This is a genomic window from Streptomyces tubbatahanensis, from assembly GCF_022699385.1.
GTDB lineage: Bacteria > Actinomycetota > Actinomycetes > Streptomycetales > Streptomycetaceae > Streptomyces > Streptomyces diacarni.
Genome location: NZ_CP093846.1, coordinates 980,001 through 999,082 on the forward strand (window position 1 = coordinate 980,001; position 19,082 = coordinate 999,082).

The 19,082-nt window shown below is 74.1% G+C and carries 10 protein-coding genes (1 of these 10 only partly in view); 3 read left to right on the forward strand and 7 right to left on the reverse strand.

Going from position 1 to position 19,082, the window contains the following annotated elements:
• Window positions 1–1,279, forward strand: the 3' portion of a protein-coding gene (gene ptsP / locus MMF93_RS04220) for a phosphoenolpyruvate--protein phosphotransferase (RefSeq protein WP_242749654.1). Its footprint begins 392 nt before the window's first position; only the last 1,279 of its 1,671 coding nucleotides appear in the window; the start codon falls outside the window, past its left edge; the stop codon is at window positions 1,277–1,279.
• 78 nt (window positions 1,280–1,357) lie between these two features.
• On the opposite strand, the gene MMF93_RS04225 is transcribed toward ptsP, so the two are convergent.
• Entirely contained in the window at window positions 1,358–3,379 is a 2,022-nt protein-coding gene (locus tag MMF93_RS04225; protein WP_242749656.1) for an acetoacetate--CoA ligase, read from the reverse strand.
• A 192-nt stretch (window positions 3,380–3,571) separates the two neighbouring features.
• On the opposite strand from MMF93_RS04225, the gene MMF93_RS04230 reads away from it, so the two are divergent.
• Window positions 3,572–5,974, forward strand: coding sequence for a glycoside hydrolase family 31 protein (locus MMF93_RS04230; protein ID WP_242749658.1), 2,403 nt, complete (start codon window positions 3,572–3,574; stop codon window positions 5,972–5,974).
• A gap of 73 nt (window positions 5,975–6,047) precedes the next feature.
• On the opposite strand, the gene MMF93_RS04235 is transcribed toward MMF93_RS04230, so the two are convergent.
• Window positions 6,048–6,920, reverse strand: a complete 873-nt coding sequence (locus MMF93_RS04235; RefSeq protein ID WP_242749660.1) for a M15 family metallopeptidase — start codon at window positions 6,918–6,920, stop codon at window positions 6,048–6,050.
• Between the two features lie 429 nt (window positions 6,921–7,349).
• Here MMF93_RS04235 and glpK point away from each other — a divergent pair, with 429 nt between their 5' ends.
• Entirely contained in the window at window positions 7,350–8,852 is a 1,503-nt protein-coding gene (glpK, locus tag MMF93_RS04240) for a glycerol kinase GlpK (RefSeq protein WP_242749662.1), read from the forward strand.
• A 91-nt stretch (window positions 8,853–8,943) separates the two neighbouring features.
• On the opposite strand, the gene MMF93_RS04245 is transcribed toward glpK, so the two are convergent.
• The 5 genes from MMF93_RS04245 to MMF93_RS04270 all read right to left on the reverse strand — a co-directional run bounded on the left by MMF93_RS04245 (window position 8,944) and on the right by MMF93_RS04270 (window position 19,059).
• Window positions 8,944–9,561, reverse strand: coding sequence for a GTP-binding protein (locus tag MMF93_RS04245; protein WP_242749663.1), 618 nt, complete (start codon window positions 9,559–9,561; stop codon window positions 8,944–8,946).
• The gene (locus tag MMF93_RS04250) at window positions 9,542–9,961 is read right to left on the reverse strand and encodes a DUF742 domain-containing protein (protein ID WP_242749664.1); all 420 of its coding nucleotides are present in this window, start codon (window positions 9,959–9,961) and stop codon (window positions 9,542–9,544) included. The genes MMF93_RS04245 and MMF93_RS04250 overlap by 20 nt, the downstream gene beginning before the upstream one ends.
• 81 nt (window positions 9,962–10,042) lie before the next feature.
• Window positions 10,043–10,486 (reverse strand): roadblock/LC7 domain-containing protein, encoded by a 444-nt coding sequence (locus MMF93_RS04255; protein WP_242749665.1) that lies wholly within the window; start codon window positions 10,484–10,486, stop codon window positions 10,043–10,045.
• Complete coding sequence (locus MMF93_RS04260; RefSeq protein WP_242749666.1) at window positions 10,483–13,314, reverse strand: sensor histidine kinase; 2,832 nt, start codon at window positions 13,312–13,314, stop codon at window positions 10,483–10,485. Before MMF93_RS04260 ends, MMF93_RS04255 begins: the two co-directional genes overlap by 4 nt.
• Window positions 13,315–13,989: 675 nt before the next feature.
• The gene (locus tag MMF93_RS04270; protein ID WP_242749667.1) at window positions 13,990–19,059 is read right to left on the reverse strand and encodes a hypothetical protein; all 5,070 of its coding nucleotides are present in this window, start codon (window positions 19,057–19,059) and stop codon (window positions 13,990–13,992) included.
• Between the last annotated feature and the right edge of the window lie 23 nt (window positions 19,060–19,082).

Here is a 19,082-nt window from a genome sequence, read left to right on the forward strand (position 1 = left end):
CAACCGCATCGTCGCCCGGCTGCTGGGCGTGCCGATGCCGGGCGTGCCGGACAGCGACCGGCCCTACGTGCTGATCGCGCGGGACCTGGCGCCCGCGGACACCGCGCTGCTCGACCCGGCTCTGGTGCTCGGTTTCGTGACCGAGGAGGGCGGCCCGACCAGCCACAGTGCGATTCTCGCGCGGGCGCTGGGGGTGCCGGCCGTGGTGGCGCTGCCGGGCGCGGGTGAGCTGGCCGAGGGGACGGTCGTCGCGGTGGACGGCAGTACCGGTGAGGTGGCGGTGAACCCGACGGAAGCGGAGCGGGAGGCGCTCGCGCGGGACGCCGAGGAGCGCAAGGCGGCTGTGGAGGCCGCCAAGGGCCCCGGCGCGACGTCGGACGGGCACAAGGTGCCGCTGTTGGCGAACGTGGGCGGTCCTGCTGATGTACCGGCGGCCGTGGAGGCCGGCGCGGAGGGCGTGGGGCTGTTCCGTACGGAGTTCCTGTTCCTGGACGACAGCGAGCGGGCTCCTTCGCAGGAGAAGCAGGCCGAGGCGTACCGGCAGGTGCTGGAGGCATTCCCGGAGGGGCGCGTCGTGGTGCGGGTGCTGGACGCCGGGGCCGACAAGCCGCTGGATTTCCTCACGCCCGCCGACGAGCCGAACCCGGCCTTGGGCGTGCGCGGTCTGCGGACGCTGCTGGACCACCCCGAGGTGTTGCAGGGGCAGCTGCGGGCGCTGGCCGTGGCGGCCGAGGGGCTGCCCGTCTACCTCGAGGTCATGGCGCCGATGGTGGCGGACCGGGCGGATGCCAGGGCGTTCGCCGAGGCGTGCCGCGAGGCGGGGCTGAGCGCGAAGTTCGGCGCGATGGTGGAGATTCCCTCGGCGGCGCTGCGGGCGCGTTCGGTGCTCCAGGAGGTGGAGTTCCTGTCGCTGGGGACGAACGATCTGGCGCAGTACACGTTCGCCGCCGACCGTCAGGTGGGTGCGCTCTCGCGGTTGCAGGATCCGTGGCAGCCCGCGCTGCTGGACCTGGTGGCGACGGCGGCGGAGGCTGCCGCGGCGGAGGGCAAGAGCTGCGGTGTCTGCGGCGAGGCGGCCTCGGATCCGCTGCTGGCCTGTGTGCTGACGGGGCTGGGGGTGACGAGCCTGTCGATGGGTTCGTCGGCGATCCCGTTCGTGCGGGCGCAGCTCGCCAAGCACACGCTGGCGCAGTGCGAGCGTGCCGCGGCCGCGGCGCGGGCGGCGGAGAGCGGCCCGGAGGCGCGCGCGGCGGCGCAGGCGGTGCTGTCCGGGGAGTGACGCCACGAGGCTGACGAGACGAGAAAGGAGGGCCGCCCCGCGCTGTCGCGGGGCGGCCCTCCTCGTCGTGTCGGCGCTTCAGGTGCGGTCGCGGGCGAGCTGGGCGTAGAAGTCGAGCAGTTCGGCGTTGTCGACGGAGCCGGGGTTGACGGCCTTCTCCATGGCGGTGCCCTGGAGGAGGCGTTTGACGGGGACTTCGAGGCGTTTGCCGGTGAGGGTGTGGGGGACGGCGGGGATCTCGATGATCTCGTCGGGCACGTGGCGGGGTGAGAGGTTCTTGCGCAGGGTCTGTTTGATGCTGTCGCGGAGCGCCTCGTCGAGGACGGCGCCCTCGGCCAGGTGCACGAACAGGGGCATCCAGTAGCCGCCGTCGGGCTGTTCGACGCCGAGGACGAGGGACTCGCGGATCTCGGGGAGGCGTTCGACGGCCTCGTAGATGTCCGCTGAGCCCATGCGGACGCCCTGCCGGTTGAGGGTGGAGTCTGAGCGTCCGTGGATGACGACGGTGTTGCGGCTCGTCAGGGTGATCCAGTCGCCGTGGCGCCAGACGCCGGGGTACATGTCGAAGTAGCTGTCGTGGTAGCGGGAGCCGTCGGGGTCGTTCCAGAAGCGGACGGGCATCGAGGGCATGGGCCGGGTGACGACGAGTTCGCCGACCTCGTCGAGGAGTGGCGTGCCGTGCGGGTCCCAGGCGGCGAGGTCGACGGCGAGTGAGGGTGCCTGGAGTTCTCCGGTGTACACCGGGAGGGTGGGTGCGGCGCCGGCGAAGCAGCTGCACACGTCGGTGCCGCCGCTGACGGAGGCGATCCACATGTCGGGCGAGACCTCGTCGTGGATCCAGCGGAAGCCGTCGGGCGGCAGTGGGGAGCCGGTGGTGGCCACGCACTTGACCTGGGAGAGGTCGAGGTCGCGCCCGGGGTGGGCGCCGGCCTTGCGGCAGGCCATGACGTAGGCGGCGGAGGTGCCGTAGATGGTGGTGCCGGTGCGTTCGACGACGCGCCACTGGGCCGCGGTGTCGGGGTAGCCGGGACTGCCGTCGTAGGTGACGACGGTGGCGCCGGTGAGCAGCCCGGAGACCAGCAGGTTCCACATCATCCAGCCGGTGGAGGTGAACCAGAAGAAGCGGTCGCCCGCCCCCATGTCGTTGTGCAGGGTGAGCTGTTTGAGGTGTTCGAGCAGGATGCCGCCCTGGGACTGGACGATGGCTTTGGGCAGTCCTGTGGTGCCCGAGGAGTAGAGGACCCACAGGGGGTGTTCGAAGGGGACCTGCTCGAACTCGGGTTCGGCGTCGACGGAGGTGAGGTCGTGCCACTCCAGCGCGCCCTCGGGCGCGGGGGTGCCCAGCAGGGGGACGTGGACGACGGCGCGGAGGGTGGGCAGTTCGGCGCGGAGCTCGGCGACGGTCTCGCGGCGGTCGTGTTCCTTGCCGCCGTAGCGGTAGCCGTCGACGGTGAACAGGACGGTCGGCTCGACCTGCTGGAAGCGGTCGAGGACGCTGCGGGCGCCGAAGTCGGGGGCGCAGGAGGTCCACACGCCGCCGACGGCCGCGGTGGCCAGGAAGGCGACGGCGGCCTGCGGGATGTTGGGGAGGTAGCCGCTGACGCGGTCCCCCGGGCGGACGCCGAGCCGGCGCAGCTCATGGGCGAGGGAGGCGACCTGGGCACGCAGGTCGCGCCAGCTGAGGGGGGCCGGTGCGTGGGTCTCGTCGACGTGCAGCAGGGCGGGCTCGTCGGCGCGTGCGGGATCCTCGGCGTGCCGCAGCGCGTGCTCGGCGTAGTTGAGGGTGGCGCCGGGGAACCACTGGGCGCCGGGCATGGAGGCGTCGGTCAGTACGGTCTCGTAGGGCGTACTGAAACGGACGTCGCACCAGTCGGCGAAGGCGGACCAGAAGGTGGCCAGGTGTGCGGTGGACCAGCGGTGGAGTGCGGCGTAGGAGGCGACGGGGTCGTCGGGGTCGGGCTGGGGGGCACCGTGGTGCTGTGCGGCCCAGCTCTGGAACCGGGTGAGGCGTGCCGTGGGGAAGCCGGCGGGATCGGGCCGCCAGAGCGCCTCCGGTGCGGAGGGGTGCGAGGTACTGCTGTCGCTGTGCGCTGCGGTCATGGTGCGGCTCCCTGGCGTCTGTACGCGTCATCGCGTCTTCCGGCCGGGACGATGCCATGCGATCACAGGTTGTGCCAGGGCAAGAGTCACACATCCGGGCTGTGCGGAGTGTGCGGAGCCCCTGGTGACCAGCGGGTGAACGCCCGCTGAACAGCGCTGACGCGGCGCTGCTTCGGTGGCAGGCTGAGCAGCATGGACGCGCGTGACCTGGTGCGGTCGGTGACGGTGGGTGGCAGGGGCCGGGGGGTGGGGGCGTGGCGGGCGGCGTGGCGCAGGCGGCGCGCCGACGCGGAGGGGTTGCCGCGGCAGCGGGCGGAGCGGGCGCGCACCCCGGGTGAGGCAACGGGTGCCGAGCCGGGCCCCGGCGGAGGGACGGTCCGTTTCGCGCGGTCGGTGCTGTGTGTGCGGGTGACGGTGGCGGGCGCGGTGTTCGTCGGCTGGGACGGTGCCGATCCTGAGCCGTCGTACGCGCTGGCGGGGGCCGCTCCCGCTGCCGACGAGCGGGCGCGTCTGGAGCCGGACAAGGACGGCGGCTGGCGGGTGGTCTCCGAGCGGATGCTGGTGACGGTCTCGCGGCTGGGCGCTGTGGAGGTGCGTACGCCGGGTGGCGCGCTGCTGCGCCGCGACCACCCGCCCCGGTGGTGGGCGGAGTCGGGCGGGGCGGCCGCGGCGGCGGGGCCGCGGTGGCTTCAGCGCTCCGAACTGCCGGCGGACGCCCGTTTCTTCGGGCTGGGTGGTCGGGCCGACGGGCCCCGGCTGCGCTCTGGCTCGTACCGCCTGTGGAACACCGCACCAGGACCGCGGCGCTCCGCGCCCTTCCGGTCGGGCTCGGCACCCGGCCGGGCGGGCACGGAGAGAGGCCTGTCGGGTCTCGTGTCCCCTCCCCTGTCGGTGACGATGCCGGTGCTGGTGAGCGTGGCGGACGCGGGCACGCTCCTCGTCTTCCACGACAACTCCCGGGACGGGCGGGTGGACCTGCAAGAGGGCGCTGAGGGGCTGGGCTCGGGGCACGACCGTCCCGGGCGGTGCGAGGTGCGGATGACGGGCGGTCCGCTGCGGTACTGGGCCGTGGCCGGCGCACCCTCCCGCATGCTGCACGGCTGGGCCGCGCTGACGGGCGCCCCGGCGGTGCCGCCCGGCTGGGCGCTGGGATACCAGCACGCGCTCGGTGCGGCCGGCGACGCGCAGCGGCCGGCGCGGGTGGCCGAGGGGCGCCGCGCGCTCGGGCTGCCGCTGCGTGCGCTGCACGTCGAGGAGTTCCCCTCCGACGGCCGCGGCTCCACCGGGGGCGACGCCCGTGGGGCGGGCGCGCGGGGGCCGGCGCCGTGGCCGCTGCCCGCCGGGGTGCGTCTGGTGTCGTCGGTCGGGCCCGCGGTGCGGGCGCGGGCGGGCGACCCGGTCTTCGACAGCGGACGCGCGGCCGACGTGTTCGTACGGGAGGCGGGGGGCCGTGTGGTGCGCGGAGGGGCGCACGGAGGCGAGGCGGTCTTCCCCGACTTCACGGACCGGCGGGTACGCAAGTGGTGGGGTGCGCTGTACGCGGAGCGGCTGGAGCAGGGGTTCGCCGGGGTGTGGCACACCGGGGACGAGCCCTTCTCGCTGTGTGCCTTCGGCGACCCCACGCTGCCGCTGTCCGCGCGCCACGCTCTGGAGGGCCGGGGCGGCGACCACCGGGAGGCCCACAACGTCTACGCGCTGGCGATGGCCGAGGCCGGCTGCGCGGGGCTGCGGGAACTGCGGCCCGAGGAGCGTCCCTTCCTGGTCTCGCGTTCCGGCTGGGCGGGGACGCAGCGGTACGGCGGGTCCGCGACGGGTGGCGCCGGCGGCGGCTGGGAGGGGCTGCGGGCGGCGCTGTCGCTGGTGCTGGGGCTCGGCCTGTGCGGCATTCCGTACGCGGGGCCCGACATCGGTGAGGCGTCGGCACAGGCGTCGCCCGAGCTGTATGTGCGGGGGCTCCAGTTGGGCGCGTATCTGCCGCTCTTGCGCACCCGGGCCGCCGAGGAGGATCAAGGGGAGCCGTGGGAGTCCCGCCCGCGGGTGCTGGAACACGTGCGGGCGGCGTTGGCGGCGCGCGAGCGGCTTGCCCCTTATCTGATGACGCTCGCTCAGCTCGCGCACCGCACGGGTGCGCCGTACGTGCGTCCCGTGTGGTGGCAGCATCCGCGGGACCGCCGGCTGCGGGACTGCGAGGACGCGTTCCTGCTGGGGGACGCGCTGCTGGTGGCGCCGGTGCTGGAGCCCGGGGTGCGGGAGCGTGCCGTCCGGCTTCCCGCGGGCCGCTGGTACGACACCGCCACGGCTCGGCCGCTCAAGGGGCCGGCGACGGTGCGGGTGGCGGCGCCGTTGGACCGGGTGCCGGTACTGGCCCGCGCCGGTACGGCGGTACCGGTGCGGTCACTGGGCGGAGAGACGGAGCTGGAGGTGTGGCCGCCCGCCCCGGGGCGGACCGGCGGCGGGCTGCTGATCCCCGATCCGGGTGAGGGCCGGGAGCGTCCGCGGGCCGAACGGTTCACGGTGCGGGTGGGCCGCGGAGGGTCCGTGGTGGTCGAGCGGGAGGACGGCGGCGAGGTGGGGTACGCGGTGCGGGTCAGGTGACGGCGGCGCGGGGTGTTGCCGCTGCGGGTGAGGGGCCGGGCGGCGGCACCCCGCGCCGGGTGCGTCATGAGGTTCAGTGACGCGAGGACAGTGAGCCGCGTTCCACGGGGAAGTCGAAGTAGGTGTCGGGGAACGTCTCGGGCTCGTAAGTGAAGTGCCACCACTCCTCGGGCAGGTTGGTGAAGCCCTGCCGCTCCAGTGTGGTCTTGAGGAGTTGCCGGTTGGCGCGCTGCTCGCCGGTGATCCTGGGGTCGTCGGTGTGGGCGAGGGTGTCGAAGCAGTCGAAGCCGGTTCCCGTGTCGACGGAGTTGTCGGGGAACCGTTCGCCCTTGGGCGCGTAGCACGGCGTCAGCGGCTCGCCCGGCACGTAGGGGCGGGTCGGTGCGGCCGGCAGTTCGGCGACGGTGAGGTCGACGGTGCTGCCGCGGCTGTGCCCGGACTTCTCGGCGATGTAGCCGTCCTCGAACAGCCGGTTCTTCTCGACGCGGGGATAGAACTCGGCCTTCATCTTCTCGTCGTCCAGGTCCTGCGCCCAGCGGACGAAGTGGTCGACGGCGCGCTGCGGGCGGTAGCAGTCGTACACCTTGAGGGTGTAGCCGCGCCTGAGGAGGGAGCGCTGCGCCTTGGCGAGGGCCTTCGCGGTGTCCTTGGTGACCAGGCACAGCGGTTCGCGGTAGCCGTCGATGGGTTCGCCGACGAAGTTGTGCGGGGTCTGGTAGCGGATCTCCTGCCGGATGGTGGGGGCGACGTCGTGCAGGGCGACGAACTCCCTGGGAGCCTCGGGGCCGTCCCCGTGGCCGTGTCCGTGGCCGTGTCCGTGGCGGCCGTGGCCCTGGCCGTGGCCTGTGGCGGAGTGGGCCGCGGCGGGGGCCGGGGCCACGGCGAGGGCGAGGAGCGCGGCTGCGGCCAGGAGGGGGATGCGGGGTGCGGTGCGGATGCGTCTCATGCTCCCCTCATCTATCAGGGAACCGGGAGATGAGGAACGGTGGCTCGGGACCACCCCCGTCGGTCCCGTGCCACCGTTCTTGTTCAGTGTGGACGTGCTTCCCGCGGGGGTGGTTCGCATGATCCGGTACGCGTACGGGGACGTGAGGGTCTGGTGACGTGCCCGTGACAGTCGCGACGATCACGTCGCACAACGGGCCGCGGCGTCCGTCGTGTCAGCGGCCTTGACTGCCTCTCGGCCCGGCTGAACACTGCCGTCACGCTCGCCGCCGGCGCCGCCGTCGCTGCCGGGTGGGGCGGCCGTCGCCGGCGGGTGGGCCGCCGATCGGCGGGGCCGTAGGGCACCGATCGGCGGGGCTTCGGCGCACTGCCGCGTAAGGCCGCATTCTGAGCACGACGTCCGAACGCACCGAACGAGGGGTCGTCAACCATGACGGACAAGTACGTCGCAGCCATCGACCAGGGCACCACTTCCAGCCGCTGCATCGTCTTCGACCAGCGGGGCGGGATCGTCGCCGTCGACCAGCAGGAGCACCGCCAGATCTTTCCCAGACCCGGCTGGGTGGAGCACGACGCCGCCGAGATCTGGACCAGGGTGCAGTCGGTGGTGGACGGGGCGCTGGAGCGGGCGGGGCTGCGCGCCGACGAGCTGAGCGCCATCGGCATCACCAACCAGCGCGAGACGACGGTGCTGTGGGACCGCGCGACGGGTGAGCCGGTGCACCACGCGATCGTGTGGCAGGACACCCGCACCTCGCAGCTGTGCGCCGACCTGGGCGGCGACGCGGGCCAGGACCGCTTCCGCGACCGTACGGGGCTGCCGCTGGCCAGCTACTTCGCGGGGCCGAAGGTGGCGTGGCTGCTGGATGAGGTGCCGGGGCTGCGGCAGCGGGCCGAGCGGGGCGAGATCGCGTTCGGCACGCTCGACTCGTGGCTGATCTGGAATCTGACCGGCGGCACGGAGGGCGGCGGACACGTCACGGACGTGACCAACGCGTCCCGGACGATGCTGATGAACCTGGAGTCGCTGGAGTGGGACCAGTCGGTGCTGGACGCGATGGACGTGCCCGCCGCGGTCCTGCCCGAGATCCGTTCCTCCTCGGAGGTGTACGGCACCGCCGTGGGCCGGCTCTCGGGTGTACCCGTGGCCTCGGCGCTCGGCGACCAGCAGGCGGCCGTCTTCGGACAGACGTGCTACGGCGTCGGCGAGGCCAAGAACACCTACGGCACCGGCTCCTTCCTGCTGCTGAACACCGGGCACCGACCGGTCCCCAGCCGGAACGGGCTGCTGACGACGATGGGCTACCGGCTGGGCAACGAGGCTCCCGTCTACTGCCTGGAGGGGTCCATCGCCATCACCGGCGCCCTGGTGCAGTGGTTCAGGGACCAGCTGGGCATCATCGACGACGCCTCGCAGATCGAGGGGCTGGCGGCCAGTGTGGACGACAACGGCGGCGCGTACATCGTTCCGGCGTTCTCCGGGCTGTTCGCGCCGTACTGGCGTTCGGACGCGCGGGGCGTGGTCACGGGGCTGACCCGGTACGTGACCAAGGCCCACCTCGCGCGGGCCGTGCTGGAGGCGACGAGCTGGCAGACCCGTGAGGTCGTCGACGCCATGTACCAGGACAGCGGCGTCGAGATCACCAGCCTGAAGGTCGACGGCGGCATGACGGCCAACAGCCTGCTGATGCAGCACCAGGCCGACGTGCTCGGCGTTCCCGTGATCCGTCCCGTGGTCGCGGAGACGACCTGCCTGGGCGCCGCCTACGCGGCAGGACTCGCCACGGGCGTCTGGTCGGACCTGGACGAGCTGCGCTCCCACTGGCAGCGCGACGCCGAGTGGACGCCCGCCATGAGCGAGGAGGACCGGGAGCGGGAGTACAAGAACTGGCACAAGGCTGTCGAACGCAGCTTCGGGTGGCAGGAGAGCTGAGGCGCACCCGCGCGCACAGCCCCGCCGGGCCGCCTTCTCAGCCCCGCCGGCACCGCGGCGCACGCCGCCAGGACGGCACCGACTGGGCTGCTCAGGTCTCGGCGGGGCTGTGCGCGGCGCGCTGCGCGGCCGTGTGCATGGCGTGCTCCACCACGGAGATGAGCACGTCCCGCGCGGACTCGCGCTGCCGCGCGTCGCACTGCATCACCGGCACCTCCCCGTCGAGGTCGAGCGCTTCCCTGATGGTCTCCGCCGGATAGCGGTCGGCCCCGTCGAAACAGTTGACGGCGACGGTGAAGGGGATGGAGCGGCGTTCGAAGTAGTCGATGGCGGCGAAGCTGTCCTCCAGCCGCCGCGTGTCGGCGAGCACCACGGCGCCCAGCGCGCCGCTGGCCAGCTCGTCCCACAGGAACCAGAAACGGTCCTGCCCCGGCGTGCCGAACAGGTAGAGCACGAGTTCGTCGTGGATGGTGATGCGGCCGAAGTCCATGGCGACCGTCGTCGTGGTCTTCGCCTCCACCCCCTGCGTGTCGTCGAACCGGCGTCCGGCCTCGGTCAGCGTCTCCTCGGTACGGAGCGGTTTGATCTCGCTGACCGCCCCCACGAGGGTGGTCTTGCCGACGCCGAATCCGCCCGCCACCAGTACCTTGAGCGTGACCGGCTCGGCGGGGGCCTTCCTGCCACCCCGCTTAGAGCGCCCGAAGACCATTGATCACCTCTCTGAGGATGCTCTCGTCCGGCAGCTCGGCCGGAGGGACGGGACGGGTGACGCGGACCAGTCCGGCTTCCAGCAGGTCGCCGATCAGGACCCGGACGACACCGACGGGCAGATCGAGTTCGGCCGCCAGCTCCGCCACCGACAGGGCGGAGCGGCGGCAGCGCAGGACGATGTCGAGGTGTTCGGGGGCCAGCGAGTGATCCGCGAGGAGCGCGTCCTCGGTGGGCGGCCCCTCCGGATCGTCCGCGCACCCCTCGCCCGGCTCGTCGGACAGGACGAGGGCGATGAGGTCGAGCTGCGCCGCGACGACGCTGCTGCGGGTGCGGCCCCGCGTCATCGCGTACGGCCGCACCACGGGTCCTGCCGCGTCGTCGAACCAGTGGTCCGTCATTGCCGGCCCCGTCCCCTCATTTCCTCGTTCCCCCGGTTTCCCCGCCTCGTTCCCGAGATCCCCCGCCGTCCACCGTCCGCGTCAGTTGGTTGTGGTGGTGCCGCCCGCCGGGGTGGCGCGCGGCGCGGTGCTCAGGTGGGCACCGACGCGCTTGACCAGCAGCGTCATCTCGTAGGCGACCAGGCCGACGTCCGATTCCGCGTCCGCCAGTACGGCCAGGCAGCTGCCGTCCCCCGCCGCCGTGACGAAGAGGAAGGCGTCCTCCAGTTCGACCACGGTCTGGCGGACGCCGCCCACGTCGAAGTGGCGGCCGACGCCCTTGGCCAGGCTGTGGAACCCGGAGGCGACGGCCGCCAGGTGCTCGCTGTCCTCTCTGGTGAGGCCCTGCGACGCGCCCCTGGCGAGGCCGTCACCTGAGAGCACGAGCGCCTTGCGGATGCTGCCCACGCGCTCGACCAGTTCGTCGAGGAGCCAGTTGAGTTCGCCGCTTCCAGCGGAGTGCGATGCGGCGTTCGGTGCGGTCATCGACCGTCCCCTCCCGGTGTCGTTCCTGGTGCTGACTCCCCCGCGTCGTGCGGCGGTTCGCTCTCGCGTCTGCCGCGTTCCCAGCCGCGCTGGAGGGAGGCCATCTTGCTGCGCACTTCGTCGGCGTCGCGCTCGGCGGCATCCGGCGTGCTGGAATCCTGGGTGCCCGCTCGGCCGTATGGCATGCGGGTGCTGACGGTCGGGGTGTCGGCCTTGAGCTGCGGTGCGAGGCTCGCCTGCCGCACCCGGCGCGGCAGCCCGCCGACTCGCGAGGCGTTGTCGGCCGGGGACGCGTTGTCGGCCGGGGAGGCACCGGCGTCCCGCGTGGGGCCGACACTCTGCGAGGCGTCGGTGTCGCGCGGGGTGCCGGTGTCGCGCGGGGTGCCGGCGTCCGGTGAGGCGCCGGCGTCCGGCGTGGTGCCGGCCTCCGCCAGCGGACGGTCTCCTTGCGCCCCGGAAGCCGCACCGGGCTTCTTACGGCGGGGCAGCGGCGCGGGCCCGCCCGTGTGCGCGCCCGTACCGGAGTCCTGACGGTCCGCTTCGCCGGTACGCCGCTCCGGTCCTGAGCGGCGGTCAGGACCGACGGTGCAGCCGTTGTCGGAGACGAGCACGGGTGTCCCGGAACGGCGGCGCGGCAGCGGCGCTTGCCCGCCGTTCGCGCCGCCCTCGTCCGCGGCATCCGCCGCGGTGCGGTCCTGCCCGCGGGACGCGGAGGCGGCCTCGTCCTGGGCCTGCTGGTGCACTTCCCCGGCCGCCGCGGGAACGGGGCCGGTGGCAGGGGCCCGCCTGCGCTGTGGCAGACCGCGGCCTTCACGGGTGGGGGGTGTCTCGTCGATCGGGGCCTCCAGCTCGACGGGCCCGTCGAGAGGCCGGGCGGGCTTTCCGCCGGCCTCGATGGCGGTGCGGGGCGGGCGCTGCTCCTCGTCGCGACCCGGGGTCTCGGTGAGGACGGCGCCGGGGATCAGGACGACGGCCGTGGTGCCGCCGTAGGGCGACGGCTGCAGGGAGACCCGGACGCCCTGGCGCTGGGCGAGTCGTGAGACGACGAAGAGGCCCAGCCGGTCGGTGTCGGACAGTTCGAACTCGGGCGTCTCGGCGAGCCGGAGGTTGGCGTCCAGCATCGCGTCGGCGGTCATGCCCAGGCCGCGGTCGTGGATCTCCAGCGTGAAGCCGTTGGCCACACGCTCCCCCAGCACCTGCACGGCCGTGTGCGGCGGCGAGAAGACGGTGGCGTTCTCCAGCAACTCGGCGATCAGGTGCGTCAGGTCGGCGACCGCGCTGCCGTCGACCGCCAGCCTCGGCAGCCTGCGCACCTCGATCCGCTCGTAGTCCTCGACCTCGGCGACGGCGGCCCGCACGACGTCCATGAGCTGCACGGGCTTGCGCCACTGCCGGGAGGGGGCAGCGCCTGAGAGGATGACCAGGCCTTCGGCGTGGCGGCGCATACGGGTGGTGAGGTGGTCGAGCCTGAAGAGGTCCGCGAGCTCGTCGGCGTCCTCGGTGCGACGCTCCATGGCGTCGAGCAGGGTGAGCTGGCGGTGCAGCAGAACCTGGTTGCGCCGGGCGAGGTTGACGAAGACCTCGGAGACGCCGCGCCGCATGTCCGCCTGTTTGACGGCGGCTTCGACGGCGGCGCGCTGCAGCGTGTTGAGCGCCTGGCCCACCTGCCCCATCTCGTCGGCCGAGTAGTCGAGGTGCGGGGACTCGGCCTCCACGTCGACCCGGTCACCCGCGGCCAGCCTCCGCATCACGCTGGGCAGCCGCACACCCGCCGACTCGTTGGCCTCCTTGCGCAGCGCGCCCAGGTCGCGCACGAGGCTGCGGCCCACCCGTATGGAGATGACGAGGGAGGCCAGCACGGCCAGGAACCCGAGCACCCCCGCGGCCGCCGCCTGCACCAGAACGCGGGTGGCGACGGGGTCGACCCGGTCCTGGTAGCGCTGCTGGGCCTTGACCTCCATCCGCTTGAGGTCGTCCAGGGCCGCGGTGATGCCCTGGCGCCAGCGCTCCTGACCGACCGGGCCCTCGGTCCTGCGGGGCCCCGCGGCGATGACGGCGTCCTCGTTGCCGCGCAGGGTACGGCCGTTGGTGCTGTTCCAGTAGTTCTCGAACATCTGCCGGTCGGTGGCCGGCAGGGAGGGCAGGTTGGTCTGGTAGGTGATGTTGCGCTCGGCGACCCGGTCCGAGAGGGCACGCTGGTCGCCGCGGGTGAACTCGCCCGCGGCGTAGGCGGCGGCCATCAGGGCATCCTCACGGGAGAGGTACTCACGGGCGAGGGAGACGTAGACGAGGGCGCGGCCCTCCTTCTCCAGGCCGACGTCGTCGACGGCGCTCAGCGAGCTGATGACCGCGTAGGCGGGGTCGACCAGTTCGTTGTAGGCCTGGAAGGCACCGCCGCGGGTGATGGTGTCCTTCTCGACCCGGGAGCGGAGCGCGTCGAGGCCGTCCAGCGCGCCGAGGAAGTCGTCGAGCCGGGCCCGCGAGTCGGGGCCCAGATCGGAACGGAGGCTGCCGTCGGCGGCGTTGCGGCGGACCGCGGAGACCTTCTTGTCGGTGGCGCGCTCCGCCTTGCGCAGGGATTCCAGTCCCGCGCCGCCCTGGGGGTCGGCGATGTGCACCATGATGTGGCGGCGTTCTTGCTGGATGGCCTGGACGGCGTCCTCGGTGGGATCGCCGATCTTGCGGGTGATCTCATCCAGCCGCAGCAGGCTGTTCGCCTCCGTCGCGGTGATGTAGGTCGCGAAGCCCCAAATGGACACCAGAGACACCAGCGGCACCAGCAGCAGCACCACGATCTTCCGGCGGATGGACTTCCCGCGAAAGCGCATGGCCTCCCCTACGTACTCCCCAGCGCACGGGGGCGTGTACCGACAGCAAACGGCGTGAGCTTACTACTGACGCACCGGCAACTCGTAGGTGTGTACGGGCACGGGAACAGGCGGTCCGTGGCGCCTCATCCTGAGTTGTCCGTCGATGCCCGGGCGGGCGTTCAGGGTTTGTGTCCAAGGACACGTTTGCGGAACCGTGGGAAGATCGAGGGGGTCGTGGAGGGGGAGTGAACAGGATGTATACGAAACCCCGCCTGCCGGATCCGGTCCGGGCGGCGGCGGCGCGTGCGGTGATCATCGCGGCGCTGACGCTGGTGCTGCTCATGATCGCGTTCTTCTGCTCGATGGCCGGCGTGTGGCTGGCCTTCCCCATGGTGCTCGCCACCATCGGCGGCACCATCGTGGCGACATGGGCGGTGCTGGACGTGTGGATCACGCGGCAGGTGTGGGTCCAGCGGCATGGCGTCGTCTCGGAGCCCAGCAGCGTGGCACGGCGCCGCGCGGTGGAGGCACACCGGCGCGCGGGACGCGAGGAAACGGCACAGGGCGCCGGCCCGGACCAGAACGGACGGGTCGCACGGGACGCACGGGACGCACGGGATGGGCCGGACCGGCCGGATCGCCAGAACGGACGGGACCGACCGGACGGGCAGGACGGACCGGACAAGCGGGACGTCAGGGGTGCCGGGAGGGTGCCGCGCCCGGCGCGTCCCTCGGCGGCTGAGGAGCGGGAACGTGCGGGCCCGCAGCCTCCGGTGACGGCTGCTCGGCAGAGCCGCTCTCCTCACCCGAAGGCCGCGCGTGGTCGGGGCGGAGGAACATCCGTGTCGCGGTGATCTCCCCGTGCACCTCGGCCCCGCCCTCCTCGTCCGCGGGGCCCGGCAGACCCGGCCGCAGGTGCTCCTCCACGCTGATGTACTTCAGGCCCGCACGCAGATCCGCGTCGTTGCGCATCCTGATCACCAGCGGGAACTCCGCCAGAGCCGTGGTGTCGAACAGGCCGGTGGTGTAGAGGAGCTGGACCCCCAGGGCGTCGGCGACAGCCCGCTGGAGCTCCAGGAGATAGGTGGCGTTGGCCCGCCCGATGGGGTTGTCCAGGAACAGGGTCCCCGCGTGCCGGTGCTTGTCCCGGCCGCGGTCGTTGCTGCGCAGGGCGGCCATCGTGCAGTACAGGGCGATGGCCGCGGTCAGCAGCTGGCCTCCGGAGAAGACGTCGCCCATCTGTCCGACGGGCACCCGCTCGGCGCGCAGCACGGCGTCCGGCTTGAGGATCTCCACCGACACCCCGCGCGGCTGGAGCGCCGCGTGGACGCCGCGCAGCAGCAGTGACATGCCGTCACGCCGCAGGTCGGAGTTCTTGCGCACGGCGGTGCGGGTGGCCTCGTCGATGACCTCGCCCAGCCGTTCGGTGAGCGTGGCCTGGTCGGGGTCGTCGAACCGGATGCGCAGGAACTCCTGGCCCGACCACTCCCCCAGCCCCTCGGGCAGGCGGGAGAGCCGCTGTGCCGAGCGCAGCGTCGTCAGCGACGACTCCACCAGGCCGCGCAGCCGGTCCACGATGCTGTCCCGGTTGCGCTCCAACTGCTCCAGCTCGTCGGTCAGTACCCGCAGCCGGGGCGCGAACGCCGCCGCCCAGGCAGCCGCGTGGTCGGGCAGCGCCGAGGCGGGCAGCTCGCGCACCTGCTGCCTGGCCGGGGTGCGCACGTGCTCGTAGCGGCTGGAGTTGGCGTGCCGTACGAGCACGTCACAGGCCTCACGCACGGCCCCTTCCGCGGAACCGAGGTCGGCGGCGCAACCGCGCAGCGAGCGCCGGGCCTCGGCCGCCGCCTGACGGGCCTCGGCGAGCGCGCCGGGATACGGCTCGGGCGGCTCCTCCTCGCCGTGGGGCGTTGCGGCGACGGAGGCGGCGGGGTCGCGCAGCAGGTCCCGGAGGGTGGTCGCCGTCTCGTCGAAGCCGCCGGCGGCGTCCTCGGCGGCCATGTGGGCGCGCCGCAGCGACTCGTGGGCGGCGCGCGCCGCGTCGAGCTCGTCGCCCCTGGTGGCCAGTTCCGCGTTGGCCGTCCGCAGCAGGCTCTGGGCCTCGGCCGCGTCGCCCGGCACCCGCTCGGCGGGCAGTTCGGTGTGGGCGTGCCCGTCCGGCGGCGCGAGCCGCTCGGCCTCACCGCGGAGCCGGCCGAGCTGTTCGCTGACGTCGGAGCCGCGCGACTCCAGCCGCTGGACGAGCGCTTCGGCGCGGGCGGCGGCCGCCTGCCGGGAGGGGCCGTCGGCTCCGTCCGGACCTTCCAGGAGCTGGGCCGCGCGGGTGCGCACCTTGTTGGTGAGCCGGTCGAGCGCCGCCTTGGCGGCGGACTCGTCGCCCTCGGCGCGGGCCTGTTCGGCGCGCAGGTCGGCGCCGACGCCGACCTTCTCGTAGAGCTGGGAGGCCGAACGGTAGGCCTCACGCAGGTCCGGCAGCGACGCCGGCCTGGCACCGGCCGCCTTCCCCCCGGCCGCGTCGGCCCCTCCGTCGGCCGGCGCCCCCTCGCCGGGCGCGTCGGGCTCCTCGGGGGCGTCGGGAACGCCGGCGATCTCGGCACGTTCCGCTCTCAGGGTGCGGGCCGTGCGGCGGGCGTCGTCGGCGGCGCGCTGTGCGGTGCGCCGGTCCTCGTCCGCCGCGTACGCCTTTTCCGAGCACGCCTCGGCGCGCTCCTGCGCCGTGGCCATGTCGTCGGCCAGCTCCCGCAACCGGGTCTGCCACGCGGTGCGCTCCCGCAGCCGGAAGGCGAGCCCCGCCAGCGCGTCCGCGCTGCGCCGCGCCCGCTGTGCCCGCTCCCCCCGCTCGTCGCGCACGCGGGCGGTCTCGGCCGCCTGCGCGTCGGCCTCCACGCGCGCCTCGCTCACCTCGACGAGGTGGCGCTCGCCCGCCTCGGCCGCCTGCCGTGCCTCGGCGGCGGCGTCGGCGAGTGCACCGAGGCGGCCCTCGGGGCAGCCGGTGCGCCATGAGGCGAGCCGGGCGGCCAGCGCCCGGTCGGCGGCCAGCCGTGCCGCCAGCGCGCGGATCTCCTCGTCGCGGGCGGCGGCCCGCTCGCGCAGCCGGCGGCGCTCGTCGTCGGCCGCGTACTCGTCGTGCATGGCCGGGTTCGGCGGTACGAGAAAGACGCCGGAGTCGCCCGTCTCCCCGCCCCCGTCGGGTGCTGGCGCCGGCGCCAGCAGCGCCGCCGAGGTGCCGACGGCGACGGCTGAGCGCGGCAGCAGCGCCGCGCTCGCCAGCACCTCACGGGCGCGCGCGTGCGACCGCGGGTCGGTGATGACGACGCCGTCGACCAGCTCGGGGCGGGCGGCCAGGACCGCCGCGTGGTCGGCGGGGTCGACGGACTGGGCCAGGTAGCGCCAGCCGGGCAGGGCCGGGACGCCGTGCTCGCCCAGATACTCGACCGTGGCCGTCACGTCCGGGCCCGGGGGCAGCAGCCCGCCGTCGCCGAGCGCACCGAGCATCCGCGCGTCGTCCGCCGCCGCGGTGCGCAGGTCGAAAAGCTGGCGTTCGGCTCGGGCCACGCCCTCGTCCAGCAGCTCCTGGAGCGCCTCGGCGTTGCGGTCCACCTCCTCGGCGGTCAGCGGGCCCGTGGGGCCCGCCTCGTCCGGGTGCGGGGAGTGGTCCGCTGCGCCCTCGGAGGCGCCTGCCGCCTGCCCCGGACCGGCAAGGCGGTCATCCCCCGTGTCCTGACGCGCGGCCGTCCCGTCGCTGTCGGCGGAGCGGGCGTTCCCCGGCTCGCCGGCGCCGGGCCCCTCCTCCGCCGTCGAGGCCAGCGCGTCCGGCGCGTTGCCCACGTCGCGTTGGCCCGGTACGGCGGCACGGGCCGGGCCCCTCGCGCCCGCACCGGGGGCGGCACGGCGGGAGGAGGCCGGGCCGCCGGCTGGTGCGCCGGGCAGACCGAGCAGCTCGGCGAGGCGTTCCTCGACGCCGAGGGCTTCGGCCGTGGCGCGTTCGGCCGCATGGGTGGACTCCGCCGCCTCGGCCGCGTCCGCCGCGCGGGCCGCGGCCAGTTCCGCGCCGGCGTGCCGGCCCGCCAGCTCGCGGGCGCGCTCGCCGCTGCGGGCCGCCGCGTCGCGCGCCGACTCGAACGCGGCGACGGCGCTCCTCTCCGCGTCGCTGGCCTCGAGCGCGGCGCGGGCGGGGTCGGCGTCCGGGTCGCTGTCGTCGAGCCAGCCCGCGCGCACCGCCTCGGCCATCTCCTGTTCGACCTCGGTGAGCCGCTGGCGCAGGTGCTCGGTCTCGCTGCGGGCGCGCTGTGCCTCGGTGGCGGCCTCGGTGGCCTCCCGGTGGGACCGCTCGCTGTCGGTCAGCAGGGCGCTCGAACGCTCCTCCTGCTCGCCTGCGATGCGTTCGCTGTCCTCCGCCGCGGTGTTCAGGGCCCGCACCAGCGCCGTGGCCGCCTGGGAACGCGCGGCGAGGGCGGGCGCCGCGTCCCGCTCGGCCTCCCGGATGGCCGCCGCCACGCGGGCGGACCGGTCGGCGGCCGTGCGGTGCGCGAGCACCGTCTCCGCCGCCTGCCACGCCGCGTGCAGCGTACGGGCCTCACCCAGCTCGCGCTTCTGCGCCGCCGCCGACTTCTCCGCGGCGGCCAGCGCCAGCGAAGCGTGCCGGTAGGCGAGTTCGGCGGCGACGCGGGAGGCGCGGGAGCGGGCGCCCTCGGCCGCGGTGACGGACTCCCCGGCCTGGGCGAGCTGCTCGGCCAGCTCCGCGGCGCGACCGCGCTCCTGGGTGCCGCGCGCGGTCAGCCGCTGGGCGAGCGACCGGGTGCGGCGCTCGGCGCCCGCGTGGATCTCGCGGGCGCGGCCGCGGGCCTCGGCGGCCTGGGTGATGCGCTCCAGGTGTTCGAGGGAGCCCGCGGTGAAGTCCCGCTCTGCGGTCAGCTCGGCGCGGCGTCCCAGCTTGTGCGCGAACCCGTGCACGAGGTCGGCGAGCCCGTCGGTGTCACGGGTGTCGGTGACGGCCCGCAGCAGCAGGTCGGTGAAGTCCGAGTCGTTCTTGACGGCGAAGAGGCCCGCCGCCTCGCCCTCGTCGGCGTTCATCTCGCGCTGGTAGCGGAAGAGCTCGGGGTCGAGGCCGAGCGACGTCAGGTGCTCGTTCCAACGCTCGTGCACCTCCTCCCAGACCACGTCCAGATTCGGGTACGCCTTTCCGGTCTCCGTCAGGACGTCGCGGAAGCCCTTCATGGTGCGCCGCCTGCCGCGCGCCGAGGACGCCCCTTCGACGCGGGGGCGCAGCGCGGCCGACTCGGCGACGGGCAGCGCGTCCAGCGACAGTCCGGGTCCTGGGCGGAAGGAGTACCAGGCCTCGGCGAACTTGCGCGGGTCGCCGGAGACCTGCCGGCCCCGCCATTCGCTGGCCTTCCCGACGACGATGGTCTCCCCGGTGCGGGTGTGCTGCCACTCCAGGGCGACGTGGCCGCAGTCGTCGGCGAGCAGGAACTTGCGCAGCACACCCGAGCTGGCGCCGCCCAGGGTGTTGCGGTGGCCGGGCAGCATCACGGAGAAGATCAGCTTGAGCAGGACGGACTTGCCGCCGCCGTTCTCCAGGAAGAGGACGCCCGCGGGCGCGGGGCGGCGGGGCGGGCCCTGGGGCTCCTCCTCGAAGAAGTCCGCCTGCGCCGGTGCGGGGCTGGGCACGGCGTCCCCCACTCCGCGCAGGTCCAGCACGGTGTCGGCGTAGCGCGCGCCGGCGGGCCCGATGGAGTAGAGGCGGATCCGGGACAGCTCGTACATGGCGGCGGTGCTCTCGTGTGTGG

What these genes read in the sequence shown, in the direction of transcription:
- MMF93_RS04270 (WP_242749667.1), bottom strand. Translation starts at nt 19,059, where the DNA reads ATGTACGAGCTGTCCCGGATCCGCCTCTACTCCATCGGGCCCGCCGGC.
- MMF93_RS04230 (WP_242749658.1), top strand. Translation starts at nt 3,572, where the DNA reads ATGGACGCGCGTGACCTGGTGCGGTCGGTGACGGTGGGTGGCAGGGGC.
- MMF93_RS04235 (WP_242749660.1), bottom strand. Translation starts at nt 6,920, where the DNA reads ATGAGACGCATCCGCACCGCACCCCGCATCCCCCTCCTGGCCGCAGCC.
- MMF93_RS04255 (WP_242749665.1), bottom strand. Translation starts at nt 10,486, where the DNA reads ATGACCGCACCGAACGCCGCATCGCACTCCGCTGGAAGCGGCGAACTC.
- glpK (WP_242749662.1), top strand. Translation starts at nt 7,350, where the DNA reads ATGACGGACAAGTACGTCGCAGCCATCGACCAGGGCACCACTTCCAGC.
- MMF93_RS04245 (WP_242749663.1), bottom strand. Translation starts at nt 9,561, where the DNA reads ATGGTCTTCGGGCGCTCTAAGCGGGGTGGCAGGAAGGCCCCCGCCGAG.
- MMF93_RS04250 (WP_242749664.1), bottom strand. Translation starts at nt 9,961, where the DNA reads ATGACGGACCACTGGTTCGACGACGCGGCAGGACCCGTGGTGCGGCCG.
- MMF93_RS04225 (WP_242749656.1), bottom strand. Translation starts at nt 3,379, where the DNA reads ATGACCGCAGCGCACAGCGACAGCAGTACCTCGCACCCCTCCGCACCG.
- MMF93_RS04260 (WP_242749666.1), bottom strand. Translation starts at nt 13,314, where the DNA reads ATGCGCTTTCGCGGGAAGTCCATCCGCCGGAAGATCGTGGTGCTGCTG.